The following is a 17,115-nucleotide window of genomic DNA, read 5'->3' as shown; positions in this document are numbered from 1 at the left end:
CGTTACGGCTGCAATGAGATGCTCTATGCCAAGCCGCTTATTGAGCGGATCCCGGATGATTCGCTGACGATCTTTGATAAAGGCTTTCTGGCCGCAGAGATCCTGTGGGGATTGCGCATGGGCGGCAGCGAGCGCCACTTCCTGATCCCAGCGAAAAAGAATCTGCAGTGGGAGCTGCTCTCAGGCAGTGCGGATGATGGCATCGTTCAGATGAAGGTCTCCCCTCAGGCTCGCCGCAAGAATCCAGCCTTGCCAGAGACCTGGACAGCTCGCGCGATCCGGGACGAGGAGTCAGAGCGCGTCCTGTTGACCTCGTTGACGGACCGTCGGCGCTTCAAGGCCGCCGATATCCTTGCGTGCTACCGGCGCCGTTGGGAAATCGAAACCAGCTATCGGGAACTGAAGCAGACGATGCTCGGGGCCGAACTGACCTTGCGCAGCCGCCAGCCTGAGGGCGTGCATCAGGAAATCTGGGGGGCACTGATTGCGTACAACCTGGTGCGTCTGGAGATGGCCAAGGCTGCGCTCGAGGCCCGCGTCGAGCCTACCGACCTGAGCTTTGTGCTGGCCTTGCGCCTGATACAGGGCGAACTGACCTGGGCAGCCGGCATGGCCCCAGGCAAGCTGCCGGCCCATCTGCAGCGCATGCGGGCCAAACTTCAGTTGGCGATCGTCCAAAAACGACGGGGGCGTAAGTGCCCCCGCGTGGTCAAAGCCCTGCCTAAGCGCTACACCGTCCGGTTCCTCAGAAAGGACCTTAACTGAACGGCATTAGGGCGATGGCCCCCTTTTTTGTTTGGGGCCGGGAGCCGAAGGGGTGGGCGGCTGTACGCCCTGGTGCGGCCGACGGGACTCGAACCCGTAAGCCTGGAAAGGCGGCAGATTTTAAGTCTGCTGAGTCTACCAATTTCTCCACGGCCGCACGGCAAGCCCGGTATTGTGGTGGCTCCGCATCCCGGATGCAAGCGCGAAAAATGTGACGCCACTGTTACGGCTGGTAACAATGTCGACCTCGCCGTTGCACCTGGAAAATTCCGAAGCCCTACAATACGGAGTAAGAGAAATCTCACTTTGAGAGGCGGATATGAAACGTTGGTGGCTCGCAGCATTCGGTGTCGCAGCCGGGCTTGCGTCCGGGGCAGCAATGGCCCATGTGAGCGTCGGCGTGGCAATTGGGGTGCCGGGCGTGGTGGTTGGCGCGCCGGCCTACTATCCGCCGGCCCCGGCTTACTATGCACCGCCGCCTGTCGTGGTGGCGCCTGCGCCGGTCTACTACGGCCCGCCCCCGGTGGTGGTACGCCCGCGTCCGGTCTACTACGGTCCTGGCTACTACGGCCCGCCGCGTTATTACGGCGGCCACCGCGGCTACTATGGCCCGCCGGGATACTATCGTGGCCATGGTCATGGTCACGGCCGTTGGCGCGACGACTGATCGTCGTTCGATCTACGCAAGCTTTTTGAAAGAGAAGGGGCCCTCCGGGGGCCCCTTCCTTTTTCCTGCCGCACTGCGACATGAGGCGCTGGAGCCAGTTCCCGGAAATTCGCCCCCTTGCTCAGAGTAGTCAAATTATTTGAACAGACTGCTCAAAGCATCCCCTCTATCGATGTAAGGGTTTCCCCCTAAACTGTTATCGTGACATCGTGATGACGGCGCCCCAAAGTGCTGCACGGTGCCTCCGCCAACCAAAGAATAGCAAGGGGAATATCCATGAAGATCACACAAGCCGTTGCTGCCGTCGCAGCGCTGGCCGCGCTGGGCGCGCTTTCCACCTCCGCATTTGCCTCCGTCGGCAAGGTCGATCCATACCTGGACGGCTCCAGGGTCGGCAAGACGGACCCATACACCGATGGTGCCAAGATGGGCAAGGTGGATCCGTTCACCGACGGTGCCCGCCTCGGCAAGCCCGATCCGTTCACCGATGGCGCGCGCATCGGCAAGCCCGATCCGTTTACCGACGGCGCACGCATGGGCAAGCCGGATCCGTTCACAGACGGCGCCTGAATCGCTGTTGTCCGTGCATGATGAATGGCCCGCTGAACGCGGGCCATTCTTGTTTTTGCCCGTGCCCCGGCGCACCGCAACGGGGCGCCTGTCATGACGATGGCCGGGGCGCGGCGCTATACTTCGGCCTCAACCAAATGAATGACCAGGAGAGTGGCATGCAGCAAAAGACGGTTCTGACGGCAGACGACGTGAAGAAGATCATGGCCGCAGCGGAAACCGAGGCGAAGAATCATCAATGGGCCGTGTCGATCGTCGTGGTGGACGATGGCGGCCATATGCTGGCGATGCAGCGCCTGGATGGTGCCGCTCCGATCTCGGCCTACATTGCCGGCGAGAAGGCCCGTACCTCGTCGCTGGGCCGTCGTGAGTCGAAGGTCTACGAAGACATGATCAACAACGGCCGCTACTCGTTCATGACGGCGCCGGTGCTGCAAGGCATGCTGGAGGGCGGCGTGCCCATCGTCTGCAACGATCAGGTGGTCGGTGCCGTGGGCGTGTCGGGCGTGAAGTCGACCGAAGACGCGCAGATCGCGCGTGCCGGCATCGCTGCACTGGGCCTGTAAAGCCCTTGCGCCGGCCACTGTGCCGGCACATGAAAATGCCCCGCAGGCATGGCCTGCGGGGCGGCATAAAAGAGGGCATGGCTGGGTACGGTCGGTCCGGCGTGGGGTCTGAATCCCGCCCGCGACACCAGTACCTGGCTACTGCCCCAACACCTCGTTCCGAGGTGGTCCCCACAAGAGTTTTTACTGCCACGTACGTGGCACCCGCGCCCAACGCGGGTCTCGATCGCTTCCCTCTGGCTTCAACCTTGCGGTATCGCGCCCCAGGGCCGCGTCATTTCGTCAGGATCAGCTTGCCGTAGCGCGTGACGCGCAGCGTGTAGACCTCGCCGTTGTGCAGGATCGGCAGGGTGCTGGCGCCGTGCATGATGGCGTCCAGGGCCACCGGCTCGCCGGCAGGTGCCGGCGACAGGCTGTCGCGCACCAGTGCCTCCAGCCGGGCGGGCAGGGCCGCTACCGCGGACTTCACGGATGCGATGGTCGACGGTGCTGCCTTCGCGCTGGCCTCGCGGCGCGGTTGCGCGGCGACCTCGACGCGGCGCAGCGACAGCCGGCGGCGGGTGACTTCACGCGGTTGCGACAGCGGCAGGGAAAGTGTGCTCATCTTCTGGCTCCGTTCTGCAAAAAGGGCGCGCCGGTCATGGCGCAGTCGATGGAAAGATATTAAATAAGAATCGTTATCATTACAATAGCTTCCGACTAAGATTCGCGGAACGACCATGAGCGGCGGGGAAGGGGCCGCGGCGACGACGCAGCGCAGGCTGGTCGCACGAATCGGCGGCATCAACGGCAAAGGGCACCCTGAGGTGCCCTTTGCCGTTCCGGAGCGCCTGGTGGCGCCCGCCTACTGCTTGGGTTCGGTGATAAAGCCGATCTTGCCCAGGCCGCCGTGCTGCGCGGCGGCCATGACCTCGGCCACGCGCTCGTAGCGCACCTCGCGGTCCGCGCGCAGGTGCAGCTCAGGCTGCGGCTGCTGCTGCGCGGCCAGCGCGATATTGCTTTCCAGCGTGGCCTGGTCCACTTCCACCTGGTTCCAGAAGACCTTGCCACTGGCGTCGATCGAGACGTTGATGCTCTGCGGCTTCGGGTCGTTCGGGGTGTTGGTGGCGCGCGGCAGGTCGATCTTCACCGCGTGGTTGATCACGGGGATGGTGATGATGAAGATAATCAGCAGCACCAGCATGACGTCGACCAGTGGCGTCATGTTGATCTCGCTCATCACCTCGTCGTCGTCGCTGTCGAGAGTACCGAATGCCATGATGACTTCCTTGCTAGCGGTTTAGCGCTGTGCCGCGGCCAGGCGCACGGTGCCGTCTTCGGTGCGGGCGCCGGTGGGGCGCACGCGCGCGCCGGTGACGAAGTAGGCGTGCAGGTCGTGGGCAAAGCGGTTGAGCTTCGAGATCACCGACTTGTTGCCGCGGGTAAGGGCGTTATAGCCCAGCACGGCGGGAATCGCCACGGCCAGGCCAAAGGCGGTCATGATCAGCGCCTCGCCCACGGGGCCGGCAACCTTGTCGATGGTCGGCACGCCCGAGGCGCCGATGCCGATCAGCGCGTGGTAGATGCCCCACACGGTGCCGAACAGGCCGACGAACGGTGCGGTCGAGCCCACCGAGGCCAGCACTGCCAGACCCGACTGCATGTGCGCCACCGAATCATCGATGGAGCTCTTGAGCGAACGGGTCAGCCAGTCGGAGATGTCCATCACGTCGTGCAGCTGCGGCTGGCTGGCGCGATGGTGCTGGGCGGCTTCCTTGCCGGCGATGGCCAGCGTGCGGAACGGGTTGGCATCGCTGGCGCCCAGGGTTTCGAGCGCGTGGTCGAAATCGTCCGAGTGCCAGAAGCGCTTTTCCGCGCCGTGCGCCATCTTCTTCAGGCGCACCAGATCCCACGCCTTGGTAAGGATCACGATCCATGAGGCGAGCGACATGATCAGCAGAATGATCGCGGTCGCACGCATGACGAAGTCGCCTTGCGTCCAGAGGTGGGAGAGTCCGAGGTCCTGCATGTGTTGGTTCCTGGTGAGTTCGCTTGGTTTAAGTCAGATCAGAGATCGGAAATCTGGGGCGGTCAGTTCAGTTCGAAGCCGATCGGCTGCTGGGCCGTGACGGCGACGGCGCGGCCGTTGTCCAGGTAAGGCTTGCAGCGCATGGACTGCACGGCTTCCACGGCGGCCTGGTCCAGGCGCGACGAACCGCTCGAGGATACGACGGAAGTCTTCACGACCTTGCCGCTTTCGTCGGTGGTCAGGCGCACCACGGCCTTGCCGGTCTCGCCCATGCGGCGTGACTGGGAAGGATACTTCGGTTGCGGCGGCGTGCACTGGATTTCGCCGATGCCGACTGCGCGCGGCGCGGCGGATACCGGTGCCGGGGCGGGCTCAGCGGCCGGTGCTGGGGGTGCCGGCGGCGCGGGCGGGGCCTCGGGCGCGTTCGGCGTCGGCGGCAGGCTGGCTACCGGCTGCGGGGTTGGCTTGGGCTGCGGCGGGGTGGGCTTGGGCGTGGTCACCCTCACCTGTTTGGGCGGGGTTTCCTGCTTGGGCTTGGGTTTGGGCGGCTCCGGCGGGGCTTCCTGCTTGGGAGGCTCCAGCGGGATGATGCGCGCGACGATTTCCGGCGAGATCACCGCCTCGGTCAGCTTGCGGCCCAGGCCGCTTTGGATCAGGTAGAGCAGGCCGACGTGGAACAGCAGTACGGCGAGCGTAATCTTGAGGAAGCGTTGGTCGAACATGTGTCAACAACAAAAGTCTGCCAGCGGTGGCACCGCAGCGGCGCTGTGCGCCGTCACTTGCGATAAAACAGGATTAGCGAGATGCCGCAACCGACCAGCAGGCTAAGCAGCAATTCCATGATAAACGCTCCTTCAACTGGGTTGCCGTGGGAGCGCCACTCTGGGGCAGCGTGTCAGCTGGCCAGTATAAACGATAATGATTCTTATTTGTTGTGATTTGTGCGTCGCAACTGGAATTTTCTGCCCCGGCACGTTATACCGGCAAGTCCAGGCAGCATTTCGGGAGGTGATGCAGTGGTGCACGCGCGCTGGCGCGCTCTGGCACTTGGCTGCGCTTCGGTGCCCCAGGCCACAATCGCCGGCGCCCGTTGCGCACGGGGATGCGCGGTTGGCACCAAAGCGCGCTAGCATAGGAAGAAACTGCAGACGTGGCGGTGCGCCGGTCGCGGCCCCGCCATCGCGCACAGCGCGCTCGGGGACCCGTCCATGGACTTCACACGTTTTGCTGAAGATGACCGATCGACGATTCTGCGCTCCATGCCTGGCACATCGTCCAGCTCAGCATTGGACTGGATGTGCGCCCAGTTTGCCCTGCGCGTGGTCTGCGCACTGGGCCCGCGCTTCAACCTGCGCAGCAATATCAACGATGTCCTGACCGTCAGCGCGCAGGAGATGGTTTGGCCGTACGGCGTGGTGCTGCGCGTGCAGCGCTTCCTGGCCGCGCGCTGCGCCGACATGCCCGCCTGGAAGGGCACCGCCCGCCTGACCCCTGAGGAATTCCTGGACCGCCACGGCCAGTGGAACAGTGCGTTCGATGAAAGCGCGCTGTTCTATTACCTGGACGAGTACGTCAAGCACCACGCCAAGGACATGTTCGCCGTGTTCGACGCGTCGGCCGCGGCCATCGCCCAGCGGCTGGAAGGCGAGCGCGTGCTGCTGGTGCGCAATATCGACATGCTCAGCCGTGTGCTGGACCTGCCCGAGCACGAGCGCAAGCTGCTGCTGTACGCGGCGCTGGCCAAGTACAAGCGCGACCTGCGCGCGGTGATGGTCGACTGCAAGGTGGCGCACAGCCAGGAAGCGTTCCAGATCCTGGCCGGGCTGACCGGCGCCGGCGCGGCCGACGTGGCCGCCTCGCTGCGGCCCGGCTCGCGGCTGGAGACGCTGAACCTGATCGAGCAGCCGCTGCCGGAAAACAGCGTGACCGACCTGGGCGACCTGATGCGGCTGTCCGATCGGCTGCTGCACGTGCTGCTGGGCAATTACGCCAATGAGGCCGAGATGATGGCGGTCTTCACCCGCCCGGCCGCGCCGCCCACGCTGACCACTGCCGACTATCCCCATGTCGAGACCGACGCGCGCTACCTGTGCGCGCTGCTGAGCAATGCCACGCGCCAGCACGCCAGCGGCGTCAACGTGCTGATCTATGGCCCGCCCGGTACCGGCAAGACTGAGTTTGCGCGGCTGCTCGCGCGCGAGGCGGGCTGCGAGCTGTACGAAGTCGATTGCCTGGACCGCGACGGCAACAGCCTGTCGGGCAAGGACCGCTACCGCTCGCTGCAGGTGTCGCAGGCCTTCCTGCGCGGGCGTGCCCATACCGCGCTGCTGTTCGATGAGGTGGAAGACGTCTTCCCCGGCAGCGCGCGCGAGCTGATGAGCCTGTTCGGCCAGGAAGACACGCGCGCCTCGGTGAACGGCAAGGCCTGGGTCAACCAGACGCTCGAGCAGAACCCGGTGCCGGTGATCTGGATCTCCAATTCGATCCGCCAGATCGACCCCGCTTACCTGCGCCGCTTCCAGTTCCACCTGGAGTTGAAGATTCCGCCGCCACTGGTGCGCGAGAACATCATCCGCAAGCACCTGGGCGGGCTGGATGTCAGCGACGCCTTTATCACCGGGCTGGCCGGGCGCAAGACGCTGACGCCGGCACAGGTGCAGTCGGCCGCGCGCTTCGTCGAGCTGGCGCGGCCCGACGTGGAAGAGCCGGTGGAAGCGCTGATCCTGCGCCAGCTGGAACACGCCGACCGCGCCATGGGGCTGCGCCCCGAGGCCGAGGCGCGGCCGGTGGTCACGCACTACCGGCTGGAAAACCTGCACCTGGAAACCCGCTACGAGGTGGTCAAGATCGTCGACGCGCTGCGCGTGCGCCAGCGCGGCACGCTGTGCTTCTACGGCCCGCCCGGCACCGGCAAGACCGCGCTGGCCGAGCATATCGCGGCCGAGCTGGACCTGCCGCTGATGATCCGCCGCGCCTCCGACCTGATGAGCAAATATGTGGGCGAGACCGAGCAGCAGATCGCCGCCATGTTTGCGCGCGCCGAAGAGGATGGGGCGGTGCTGCTGCTGGACGAGGCCGACAGCTTCATGCAGAGCCGCCAGCAGGCGGTGCGCAACTATGAGATCTCCGAGGTCAACGAGATGCTGCAGGGCATGGAGCGCTTCAACGGCATCTTTATCTGCACCACCAACCTGTTCGATCGCATCGACGAGGCCGCGCTGCGCCGCTTCTCGTTCAAGATCCGCTTCCTGGCCCTCAAGCCCGCGCAGCGCGTGGCGATGTTTGTCGACGAGGCGCTTGACGGCGACGCCGCCGGCCTGACCGACAGCATGCGCCGTGAGCTGGATATGATGGATTGCCTGACGCCGGGCGACTTCGCCACGGTCAAGCGCCAGTGCGTGCTGTTGGGCGAGGCGCTGACGCCGGATGAGTTCCTGGCACAGCTGCGCCAGGAACACGCGATCAAGCCCGAGGTGCGGGAGCACCGGCCACTGGGCTTCCTGCAGTAAGAACCCATTTCATAATGAAGAAGGGGACGCATGCGCCCCTTCTTCATTATGAAATGGGTTCTAAGGGCGCCGGTCAGAGCGCCGGCGCCGGCTCGATCACCACCGTTTCCGCATCCGCTTCCACCTGCAGCAGCGTGGCTGCCATCGCACGCAGGTGCGCGGCGTCCTTGGTGGAGGCAAAGCGGTCGTGAGGGGTGCCATCTGGCGCGGCGGCGAGCTTGTGTTCGGCCAGCTTGCGCGCCAGCTGGCGCGCAATGGCGCTGCCGGTGTCGACCAGTGCCAGCTGGTCGCCAACCATCGCCCGGATCGTGCGGGAGAGAAAAGGGTAGTGGGTGCAGCCCAGCACCAGCGTGTCGGCGCCGGCCTCCAGCATGGGCGTCAGGTAGGCGTCCAGGCGCTGGCGCACGGCCGGGCCGTCGGTCTCGCCTTGCTCGATCAGCGACACCAGTCCCAGGCCCGCCTCGCACAGGAAGTGGCTTTCGCCTTCCAGCGATGCCAGCAGCCGTGCGAACTTGGCGCTCTTGAGCGTATTGGCGGTGGCCAGCACGCCTACGACCTTGCTGCGGCTGGCCGCGGCGGCGGGCTTCAGGCCCGGCTCGACGCCGATGATCGGCACCGTCAGCCGCTCGCGCAGCGCCTGCACCGCATGCATGGTGGCGGTATTGCAGGCGATCACCAGCGCCTTGCAACCCTGGCCGAGCAGCCATTCGCAGGCCTGCAGCGTGCGCGCCTCGACAAAGGCCTCGGGCTTCTCGCCATAGGGCGCGTATTTTGAATCCGCCAGGTACAGCAGCGATTCATGGGGCAGCAGCGCGCGGATCTCGCGCAGCACGGACAGGCCGCCGAGGCCGGAATCGAAGACGCCGATGGGTGCGGGGTTCACGGGAGGGGAGGGCAACAGAAAATTGGGCAGAAAAAAGCCGGGTCGGAACCCGGCTTTCTTCGAGCGCGACGGCAGATTCTACCGCGTTGCCTTGCTTACAGCGCAGCGACCGGGATCTTGCCGATCTTGGCTTGCCATTCGGCCGGGCCAGTCTTGTGCACCGAGGTGCCTTCGCTGTCCACCGCAACCGTCACCGGCATGTCCTTGACGTCGAACTCGTAGATCGCTTCCATGCCGAGGTCTTCGAAGCCGACCACCTTGGCCTCCTTGATCGCCTTGGCCACCAGGTAGGCGGCGCCGCCCACGGCCATCAGGTAGGCCGACTTGTGCTTCTTGATGGCCTCGATCGCCACCGGGCCGCGCTCGGCCTTGCCGATCATCGAGATCAGGCCGGTTTCGGCCAGCATCATCTCGGTGAACTTGTCCATGCGCGTGGCGGTGGTGGGGCCGGCCGGGCCAACGGCCTCGTCGCGCACCGGATCGACCGGGCCGACGTAGTAGATCACGCGGTTCTTGAAGTCCACCGGCAGCTTCTCGCCCTTGGCCAGCATGTCGGCGATGCGCTTGTGCGCGGCGTCGCGGCCGGTCAGCATCTTGCCGTTGAGCAGCAGGGTCTGGCCCGGCTTCCACGAGGCGACTTCTTCCGGCGTCAGCGTGTTCAGGTCGACGCGCTTGGAGGTCTCGGTGTTCGGTGCCCACTCGACCTTCGGCCATTGCGACAGGTCAGGCGCTTCCAGCTTGGCCGGGCCGCTGCCGTCCAGCGTGAAGTGCACGTGGCGGGTGGCGGCGCAGTTGGGGATCATCGCGACCGGTTTGGACGCGGCGTGCGTCGGGCAGGCCATGATCTTGACGTCCAGCACGGTGGCCAGGCCGCCCAGGCCCTGCGCGCCGATGCCGAGCGCGTTGACCTTCTCGTACAGCTCGACGCGCAGTTCCTCGACCCAGTCCTTCGGGCCGCGGGCGATGATGTCCTGGATGTCGATGGACTCCATCAGCGATTCCTTGGCCATCACCATGGCCTTCTCGGCGGTGCCGCCGATGCCGATGCCCAGCATGCCCGGCGGGCACCAGCCGGCGCCCATGGTCGGCACGGTCTTCAGCACCCAGTCGACGATCGAGTCCGACGGGTTCAGCATCACGAACTTGGACTTGTTCTCCGAGCCGCCGCCCTTGGCCGCGACCTGGATGTCGACGGTGTTGCCCGGCACCACTTCGTAGTGGATCACCGCCGGGGTGTTGTCCTTGGTGTTCTTGCGGCCGCCTTCGGGCGGGCTGACGATCGACGCGCGCAGCACGTTGTCGGGGTGCGTGTAGCCGCGGCGCACACCCTCGTTGATCATGTCGGTCAGGCCCATGGTGGCGCCGTCCCAGCGCACGTCCATCCCCACCTTGACGAAGATCGTGACGATGCCGGTGTCCTGGCAGATCGGGCGCTTGCCCTCGGCGCACATGCGGCTGTTGGTCAGGATCTGCGCGATCGCGTCCTTGGCCGCCGGGCTCTGCTCCAGCTCATAGGCGCGGCCCAGGCTGGTGATGTAGTCCATCGGGTGGTAGTAGCTGATGTACTGCAGGGAGTCGGCGACGCTCTGGATGAGGTCTTCTTGCTTGATGACAGTCATTTTGTGGGGGTGGGCAGCGGTGAAACACAGCCGCAAATCATACACTGAGCCGCGGCGGTCTGCCCGGCTGCATACATCCGTCCACAGCCGATAATGTGCGGCAAGCGCCGCTAGTTGCGTGGGGGCGGGCCCAAAAGCAAAAACCGCGGCACATGGCCGCGGTCTGGCTGGGACTAGGTGTCCGATGGCGCGTTAATGTGATTAATGCTTATCATGTGCGCCGACCGGATGTGTCACCATCCGATCCACCCAGGCCATGGCGACCGCCGACAGCAGGAAGGCAATATGGATGGCCACCTGCCACATGATGGTATGCGTCGTGCGCTGCTCGGCATCGATGAAGGTCTTGAGCAGGTGGATCGACGAAATCCCGATCAGCGCCATCGACAGCTTGACCTTGAGCACGCCGGCGTTGACGTGGTCCAGCCATTCCGGCTCGTCCGGGTGGTTGTCGATGCCCAGCCGCGAGACGAAGGTCTCATAGCCGCCCACGATCACCATGATCAGCAGGTTGGAAATCATCACCACGTCGATCAGGCCCAGCACCACCAGCATGATCTTGCTCTCGTCGAACTCGGTCACATGCGCCAGCAGGTGCCAGACTTCAACCAGGAAGTGGTAGACATAGACGCCCTGGGCAACGATCAGGCCCAGGTAAAGCGGCAACTGCAGCCAGCGCGACGCGAAGATGATGCTCGGGATCGGCCGCAGGGTCTGCGGCTTGGCGGTGATGGGATTGGAGGCCATTGGCGGGCGGTGTCGGCGAGTTGAAAATCGGCGTGGATTGTACCAAGCGCCGATGACTGGGCGGCGTTACCGACCGTAGCCGAATACCGTTACCGTTCGTCGCCGGCGTGGCTCAACCCGCGGCGCCAGGATCGGCGCCGGCCGCCTTGCCGCGCCACGCGCCGCGCGCGATCCGCCCCGGCCAGCTGGCCAGCACGATCCCGGCCAGCACGCACGCCAGCGCCACCCCATGGGGCCAGCCCGGCTGCTCGCCCAGGAAGACGATGCCGTAGGTGGCAGCCGCCACCGGCAGCACCGAGGTGAACACCCCCGCCAGCTGCGCCGGCACATGGCGGATGCCCTTCATCCACAGCCAGAACGAGAACACGCTGGCTGAGAGCGCATACCACAGCAGCATCAGCCAGGTCTGCGCCGGCACCGTGGCGGCATCGAAGCTCAGCAGCGGGACCAGCCCCAGCGGCAGCATCAGCAGCCCGCCGATCAGGTGCGTGTAGGCGCAGATCTCGATCGCGGCCAGGGTCTGCGTGAGCCGGCGCGACAGGATTACGTAGATCGACTCGCATACCACCGCGCCCAGGATCATCAGGTTGCCCAGCCATGCCTGGCTGCCGCTGCCGGCACCGTGCGCATCGCCCCGGGCGATGTTCAGCACCGCGATGCCGGTCATCGCCAGCAGCACCGACGCCACCGTGCGCCGCGACAGCCGCTCGCGCAGCAGCAGCCACGACAGGATCGCCACCGTGGCGGGAATGGTGCTGGTGATCACGCCGGCAGCCATGGCGCTGGTCAGCCGCACGCCATTGAGCATTAGCAGCGTAAACAGGAAGGTGCCGAAGAACGCCTGCAGGAACAGGTTCAGCCATTCCCTGCGCGAGACCAGGCGCATGCGCGCGGGCCGGTACCACGGCGCCAGGCAGACGATGGCGATGATAAAGCGCAGCAGCGCGAACAGCAGCACCGGCACATGCGCGATGATCGATTTGCCGAGTCCGACATTGCTGCCGACCAGCGCCATCGAGGCGATCAGGAAGAGGGCGTAGACCGGGGAGAATGCTGAAGGATTGGCGGGCACGGGTACGGCCTTGGTCGTCCGGCAGGGCGCCGCGGCGCTTTGGCGCGGCAGATGCTGAGCCGGCGGGAGCGGCAAGGGTAAGCGCCGCATTCAGGTATGGAACTCGCGGCATTATAGCTGTGCTAGCCTAATGGAGAAGGCTGCACTTTCGCAACGCGTGCGGGGACTTTTCCCGCTGCATTGCAACAAGTTGCAGGCACACCCCTGGGCCCACCGTCAGGTTTAAGTAAGCCGTCGGGCGTAACTTGGCAGCCAAAGCCATTCCAAAATCAGGAGACAAGCCTATGTCCGCCATCGAATCGGTGATGCAAGAGCATCGCGTGTTCAACCCGCCTGAAGGCTTCGCCAGCCAGGCCGCGATCCCCAGCATGGAGGCCTACCGCGCCCTGTGCGACGAAGCCGAGCGCGACTATGAAGGCTTCTGGGCGCGCCATGCGCGCGAGTTGCTGCACTGGAACAAGCCCTTCACCAAGGTGCTGGACGAAAGCAACGCACCGTTCTACAAGTGGTTCGAAGACGGCGAGCTCAACGCCTCTTACAACTGCCTGGACCGCAACCTGCAGAACGGCAATGCGGACAAGGTCGCGATCGTGTTCGAGGCCGACGACGGCACCGTGACCCGCGTCACCTACCGCGAGCTGCACGGCAAGGTGTGCCGCTTTGCCAACGGCCTGAAGGCGCTTGGCATCAAGAAGGGCGACCGCGTGGTGATCTACATGCCGATGTCGGTCGAAGGCGTGGTCGCGATGCAGGCCTGCGCGCGCCTGGGCGCCACGCACTCGGTCGTGTTCGGCGGCTTCTCGGCCAAGTCGCTGCAGGAGCGGCTGGTGGACGTGGGCGCGGTGGCGCTGATTACCGCCGACGAGCAGATGCGCGGCGGCAAGGCCCTGCCGCTGAAGGCGATTGCCGACGATGCGCTGGCGCTGGGCGGCTGCGAGGCCGTCAGGAACGTGATCGTCTACCGCCGCACCGGCGGCAAGGTTGCCTGGACCGAAGGCCGCGACCGCTGGATGGAAGACGTCAGCGCCGGCCAGCCGGATACCTGCGAGGCCGAGCCGGTCAGCGCTGAACACCCGCTGTTCGTGCTCTACACGTCCGGCTCCACCGGCAAGCCCAAGGGCGTGCAGCACAGCACCGGCGGTTACCTGCTGTGGGCGCTGATGACGATGAAGTGGAGCTTCGACATCAAGCCCGACGACCTGTTCTGGTGTACCGCCGACATCGGCTGGGTCACCGGCCACACCTATATCGCCTACGGCCCGCTCGCCGCCGGCGCCACCCAGGTGGTGTTCGAGGGCGTGCCGACCTACCCGAACGCCGGCCGCTTCTGGGACATGATCGCGCGCCACAAGGTCAGCATCTTCTACACCGCGCCCACCGCGATCCGCTCGCTGATCAAGGCCGCCGAGGCCGACGACAAGATCCACCCGAAGCAATATGACCTGTCCAGCCTGCGCCTGCTGGGCACCGTGGGCGAGCCGATCAATCCGGAAGCGTGGATGTGGTACTACAAGAACATCGGCAACGAGCGCTGCCCGATCGTCGACACCTTCTGGCAGACCGAGACCGGCGGCCACATGATCACGCCGCTGCCGGGCGCGACGCCGCTAGTGCCGGGCTCGTGCACGCTGCCGCTGCCGGGCATCATGGCCGCCATCGTCGACGAGACCGGCCATGACGTGCCCAACGGCAACGGCGGCATCCTGGTGGTCAAGCGCCCGTGGCCGGCCATGATCCGCACCATCTGGGGCGATCCGGAGCGCTTCAGGAAGAGCTACTTCCCCGAAGAGCTCGGCGGCAAGCTCTACCTGGCCGGCGATGGCTCGATCCGCGACAAGGACACCGGCTACTTCACCATCATGGGCCGCATCGACGACGTGCTGAACGTGTCGGGCCACCGCATGGGCACGATGGAGATCGAGTCGGCACTGGTGTCCAACCCGCTGGTGGCCGAAGCGGCCGTGGTGGGCCGCCCCGACGACATGACCGGCGAGGCCATCTGCGCCTTCGTCGTGCTCAAGCGTTCGCGTCCGACTGGCGAAGAGGCCGTCAAGATCGCCACCGAGCTGCGCAACTGGGTCGGCAAGGAGATCGGTCCGATCGCCAAGCCCAAGGACATCCGCTTCGGCGACAACCTGCCCAAGACGCGCTCGGGCAAGATCATGCGGCGCCTGCTGCGGTCGCTGGCCAAGGGAGAGGAGATCACGCAGGACACCTCGACGCTGGAGAATCCGGCCATCCTGGAGCAGCTCAAGCAGGCGCAGTGATCGTCTAGCTTCGGCCCGATCGAGCCCTTGAACCCGCCGCCGCGTTCCCGCGCCGGCGGGTTTGTTACGATAGCCCCCCACCGACCACGGACCGTCCCCTATGCCTGAAGCCCAGTCGCGCTTTCGCCGACGGTTGCTGCTGTACTACGGCCTGTTCACGCTGGGGTTGTTCGGCTTCGTCGGCATGATGGGGCTGCTGGAACGCTCCAATGCCGATGCGCTGTGGCTCGGCTACGTCTTCCTCTTCATCACCATCGCGATCTATGCCTGCATCGGGCTGATCTGCCGCACCTCTGACCTGAACGAGTATTACGTAGCCTCGCGGCGCGTGCCGGCGCTGTTCAACGGCATGGCGATTGCCGCCGACTGGATGAGCGCGGCGTCCTTCATCGGCCTGGCCGGCATCCTGTTTGCCTCGGGCTACGAAGGGCTGGCCTATGTGATGGGCTGGACCGGCGGCTACTGCCTGGTGGCCTTCCTGCTGGCGCCGTACCTGCGCAAGTACGGCGGCTACACCATTCCGGATTTCCTCGCAGCGCGCTACGGCAACGGCAAGCCGGGCGGCAACCTGCCAGTGCGCGCGATCGCGGTGCTGGCGGCTTCGCTCTGCTCCTTCGTCTACCTGGTGGCGCAGATCCAGGGCGTGGGGCTGGTGGTGACCCGCTTTATCGGCGTGGAGTTTGCCGTCGGCATCTTCTTCGGGCTGGCCGGCATCCTGGTGTGCTCGTTCCTTGGCGGCATGCGCGCGGTCACATGGACGCAGGTGGCGCAGTACATCATGATGATCGTGGCCTTCCTGGTCACGGTATCGATGATCGCCTGGAAGCATCACCACGAAGCGCTGCCGCAGCTCAGCTACGGCACGCTGCTGTCGCAACTCGACGCGCGCGAGCAGCAGCTGGAGCGCGAGCCGGCCGAGCAGGCCGTGCGCGAGTACTACCGGCAGCAGGCCATCCTGCTGCAGGAGCGCATCGCCCGACTGCCCGATTCCTTTGCCCAGGAGCGCGACGCGCTCGACGCGCGCCTGCAGGACCTGCGCACGCGCAATGCCCCGCTGCGCGAGATCAAGTCGCTGGAGCGCGAACGGCTGGAATTCCCGCGCGACCCCGCTGCGGCACAGCAACAATGGAACCAGCAGCGGGCCGACGCACTGGCCCGCAGCCGCCATTCGCTGTCATCGACCGAGCCCTATCCCGCGGCATCGGAGCAGGAACGCAAGACCAAGCGGCTGAATTTTGTCTTGCTGGTGTTCTGCCTGATGGTCGGCACCGCCAGCCTGCCGCACATCCTGACGCGGCTCTACACCACGCCGTCGGTCAAGGAAACGCGCAACTCCGTGGCCTGGGCCGTGTTCTTCATCGCCTTGCTGTACGTGTCCGCGCCCACGCTGGCTGCGCTGGTGAAATACGAGTTCTTCCAGCACCTGGTGGGCACCTCCTACGCCGAATTGCCGCAGTGGGTGGTGCAATGGCGCAAGGTCGATCCACCAGTGTTCGGCATCCGCGATGTCAACGGCGACGGCATCGTGCAATGGGCCGAGATCCTGCTCCAGCCCGACATGATCGTGCTGGCCGCCCCGGAAATCGCCGGCCTGCCATACGTGATCTCCGGCCTGATCGCCGCCGGCGCCCTGGCCGCGGCGCTGTCCACTGCCGACGGCCTGCTGCTGACCATCGCCAATGCGCTCTCGCACGACGTCTTCTATCACATGGTCGACCGCCAGGCGAGCCACCAGCGCCGCGTCACCACCGCCAAGATCGTGTTGCTGGGCGTGGCGCTTTTTGCCTCTTATGTCACATCGCTGCGCCCGGGCAATATCCTGTTCCTGGTCGGCGCCGCGTTCTCGCTGGCTGCCTCCAGTTTCTTCCCGGTACTGGTCCTCGGCATCTTCTGGCGCCGCACCACCGCCGCCGGCGCCGTCGCCGGCATGGCCGCCGGGCTGGGCATGGCGGTCTACTACATCATCGTCAACTACCCGTTCTTCACCCGCATGACCGGCATCTTCGGCAACCGCTGGTTCGGCGTCGACCCGATCGCCTCCGGCGCCTTCGGCGTGCCGGCCGGCTTCGCCGTGGCCATCATCGTCAGCCTGCTAACGCCACGCAATGCGCCGGTGATCGACCGGCTGGTGAGCTACCTGCGCAAGGGATAGGGCGGATGGGGTTGTCAAGTAAGGCGAGATACGGCGACGAAGCACTGGATTCGCCGGGCAACTCTGCTATAATCTCGGACTTCCCGGAGAGATGGATGAGTGGTTTAAGTCGCACGCCTGGAAAGCGTGTATAGGTTAATAGCCTATCGGGGGTTCGAATCCCCCTCTCTCCGCCAGAACACTGTGCAAAGCGAAGCCGCCCGTCTGGGCGGCTTTTTTGTTTCCAGTCTCCGGTGGCTTCGTAATGCCTGACGAGCTCAAAGAAAAGCCCTCGGCCAGGGTAGGCGAGG

15 protein-coding genes and 2 tRNA genes are annotated in these 17,115 nt (G+C 65.3%); 8 read left to right on the top strand and 9 right to left on the bottom strand.

The genetic code is table 11. From position 1 onward, the window contains the following. On the top strand, positions 1-765 hold a 765-nt coding region (locus AC1Q7H_RS32290), incomplete at its 5' end, for an IS4 family transposase (RefSeq protein ID WP_492382142.1). Between the two features lie 70 nt (positions 766-835). On the opposite strand, the gene AC1Q7H_RS32285 is transcribed toward AC1Q7H_RS32290, so the two are convergent. Beyond that, positions 836-922: transfer RNA gene (locus AC1Q7H_RS32285), tRNA-Leu, on the bottom strand. A 162-nt stretch (positions 923-1,084) separates the two neighbouring features. Between AC1Q7H_RS32285 and AC1Q7H_RS32280 the strand changes: the two genes are divergently transcribed. The 3 genes from AC1Q7H_RS32280 to AC1Q7H_RS32270 all read left to right on the top strand — a co-directional run bounded on the left by AC1Q7H_RS32280 (position 1,085) and on the right by AC1Q7H_RS32270 (position 2,568). Further along, complete coding sequence (locus AC1Q7H_RS32280; RefSeq protein ID WP_013957348.1) at positions 1,085-1,432, top strand: hypothetical protein; 348 nt, start codon at positions 1,085-1,087, stop codon at positions 1,430-1,432. Positions 1,433-1,708: 276 nt separating this feature from the next. After that, positions 1,709-2,002, top strand: a complete 294-nt coding sequence (locus tag AC1Q7H_RS32275) for a hypothetical protein (protein WP_211979956.1) — start codon at positions 1,709-1,711, stop codon at positions 2,000-2,002. Between the two features lie 158 nt (positions 2,003-2,160). Then, positions 2,161-2,568 carry a heme-binding protein gene (locus AC1Q7H_RS32270; protein WP_041228012.1) on the top strand — a complete coding sequence of 136 codons (408 nt, stop codon included), beginning with the start codon at positions 2,161-2,163 and terminating at the stop codon, positions 2,566-2,568. 274 nt (positions 2,569-2,842) lie between these two features. On the opposite strand, the gene AC1Q7H_RS32265 is transcribed toward AC1Q7H_RS32270, so the two are convergent. From AC1Q7H_RS32265 to AC1Q7H_RS32250, 4 genes are all read right to left on the bottom strand, one after another. Further along, positions 2,843-3,172: a hemin uptake protein HemP gene (locus tag AC1Q7H_RS32265; protein ID WP_211979955.1), complete on the bottom strand. Its 330-nt coding sequence runs from the start codon at positions 3,170-3,172 to the stop codon at positions 2,843-2,845. Between the two features lie 240 nt (positions 3,173-3,412). After that, positions 3,413-3,826, bottom strand: a complete 414-nt coding sequence (locus tag AC1Q7H_RS32260) for an ExbD/TolR family protein (protein ID WP_013957344.1) — start codon at positions 3,824-3,826, stop codon at positions 3,413-3,415. Between the two features lie 21 nt (positions 3,827-3,847). Next, the gene (locus AC1Q7H_RS32255) at positions 3,848-4,576 is read right to left on the bottom strand and encodes a MotA/TolQ/ExbB proton channel family protein (protein WP_013957343.1); all 729 of its coding nucleotides are present in this window, start codon (positions 4,574-4,576) and stop codon (positions 3,848-3,850) included. Positions 4,577-4,638: 62 nt separating this feature from the next. Further along, positions 4,639-5,298, bottom strand: coding sequence for an energy transducer TonB (locus AC1Q7H_RS32250; protein ID WP_013957342.1), 660 nt, complete (start codon positions 5,296-5,298; stop codon positions 4,639-4,641). Positions 5,299-5,784: 486 nt separating this feature from the next. On the opposite strand from AC1Q7H_RS32250, the gene AC1Q7H_RS32245 reads away from it, so the two are divergent. After that, positions 5,785-8,085: an AAA family ATPase gene (locus AC1Q7H_RS32245; RefSeq protein WP_013957341.1), complete on the top strand. Its 2,301-nt coding sequence runs from the start codon at positions 5,785-5,787 to the stop codon at positions 8,083-8,085. Positions 8,086-8,158: 73 nt separating this feature from the next. Here the strand turns inward: AC1Q7H_RS32245 and murI are convergent, their stop codons facing one another. From murI to AC1Q7H_RS32225, 4 genes are all read right to left on the bottom strand, one after another. Then, positions 8,159-8,968 carry a glutamate racemase gene (gene murI, locus AC1Q7H_RS32240; protein WP_211979954.1) on the bottom strand — a complete coding sequence of 270 codons (810 nt, stop codon included), beginning with the start codon at positions 8,966-8,968 and terminating at the stop codon, positions 8,159-8,161. Positions 8,969-9,063: 95 nt separating this feature from the next. Continuing rightward, on the bottom strand, positions 9,064-10,587 hold the full coding sequence (locus tag AC1Q7H_RS32235; protein ID WP_010814713.1) for a fumarate hydratase: 1,524 nt from the start codon (positions 10,585-10,587) through the stop codon (positions 9,064-9,066). Between the two features lie 201 nt (positions 10,588-10,788). Next, entirely contained in the window at positions 10,789-11,334 is a 546-nt protein-coding gene (locus AC1Q7H_RS32230; protein ID WP_013957338.1) for a TIGR00645 family protein, read from the bottom strand. A gap of 112 nt (positions 11,335-11,446) precedes the next feature. After that, positions 11,447-12,406: a DMT family transporter gene (locus AC1Q7H_RS32225; protein WP_013957337.1), complete on the bottom strand. Its 960-nt coding sequence runs from the start codon at positions 12,404-12,406 to the stop codon at positions 11,447-11,449. 284 nt (positions 12,407-12,690) lie between these two features. Between AC1Q7H_RS32225 and acs the strand changes: the two genes are divergently transcribed. The 3 genes from acs to AC1Q7H_RS32210 all read left to right on the top strand — a co-directional run bounded on the left by acs (position 12,691) and on the right by AC1Q7H_RS32210 (position 17,001). Continuing rightward, positions 12,691-14,673, top strand: coding sequence for an acetate--CoA ligase (gene acs, locus AC1Q7H_RS32220; protein ID WP_211979952.1), 1,983 nt, complete (start codon positions 12,691-12,693; stop codon positions 14,671-14,673). A 100-nt stretch (positions 14,674-14,773) separates the two neighbouring features. Beyond that, positions 14,774-16,825: a VC_2705 family sodium/solute symporter gene (locus AC1Q7H_RS32215; RefSeq protein ID WP_013957335.1), complete on the top strand. Its 2,052-nt coding sequence runs from the start codon at positions 14,774-14,776 to the stop codon at positions 16,823-16,825. 85 nt (positions 16,826-16,910) lie between these two features. Then, a tRNA-Ser gene (locus AC1Q7H_RS32210) sits at positions 16,911-17,001 on the top strand. Positions 17,002-17,115 lie beyond the last annotated feature (114 nt).

The sequence above is a fragment of the Cupriavidus sp. GW823-FHT06D04 genome (assembly GCF_058795055.1).
This window is presented reverse-complemented; position numbering and strand designations above follow the sequence as displayed.

What these genes read in the sequence shown, in the direction of transcription:
- AC1Q7H_RS32280 (WP_013957348.1), top strand. Translation starts at nt 1,085, where the DNA reads ATGAAACGTTGGTGGCTCGCAGCATTCGGTGTCGCAGCCGGGCTTGCG.
- AC1Q7H_RS32275 (WP_211979956.1), top strand. Translation starts at nt 1,709, where the DNA reads ATGAAGATCACACAAGCCGTTGCTGCCGTCGCAGCGCTGGCCGCGCTG.
- AC1Q7H_RS32270 (WP_041228012.1), top strand. Translation starts at nt 2,161, where the DNA reads ATGCAGCAAAAGACGGTTCTGACGGCAGACGACGTGAAGAAGATCATG.
- AC1Q7H_RS32265 (WP_211979955.1), bottom strand. Translation starts at nt 3,172, where the DNA reads ATGAGCACACTTTCCCTGCCGCTGTCGCAACCGCGTGAAGTCACCCGC.
- AC1Q7H_RS32260 (WP_013957344.1), bottom strand. Translation starts at nt 3,826, where the DNA reads ATGGCATTCGGTACTCTCGACAGCGACGACGACGAGGTGATGAGCGAG.
- AC1Q7H_RS32255 (WP_013957343.1), bottom strand. Translation starts at nt 4,576, where the DNA reads ATGCAGGACCTCGGACTCTCCCACCTCTGGACGCAAGGCGACTTCGTC.
- AC1Q7H_RS32250 (WP_013957342.1), bottom strand. Translation starts at nt 5,298, where the DNA reads ATGTTCGACCAACGCTTCCTCAAGATTACGCTCGCCGTACTGCTGTTC.
- AC1Q7H_RS32245 (WP_013957341.1), top strand. Translation starts at nt 5,785, where the DNA reads ATGGACTTCACACGTTTTGCTGAAGATGACCGATCGACGATTCTGCGC.
- AC1Q7H_RS32235 (WP_010814713.1), bottom strand. Translation starts at nt 10,587, where the DNA reads ATGACTGTCATCAAGCAAGAAGACCTCATCCAGAGCGTCGCCGACTCC.
- AC1Q7H_RS32230 (WP_013957338.1), bottom strand. Translation starts at nt 11,334, where the DNA reads ATGGCCTCCAATCCCATCACCGCCAAGCCGCAGACCCTGCGGCCGATC.
- acs (WP_211979952.1), top strand. Translation starts at nt 12,691, where the DNA reads ATGTCCGCCATCGAATCGGTGATGCAAGAGCATCGCGTGTTCAACCCG.
- AC1Q7H_RS32215 (WP_013957335.1), top strand. Translation starts at nt 14,774, where the DNA reads ATGCCTGAAGCCCAGTCGCGCTTTCGCCGACGGTTGCTGCTGTACTAC.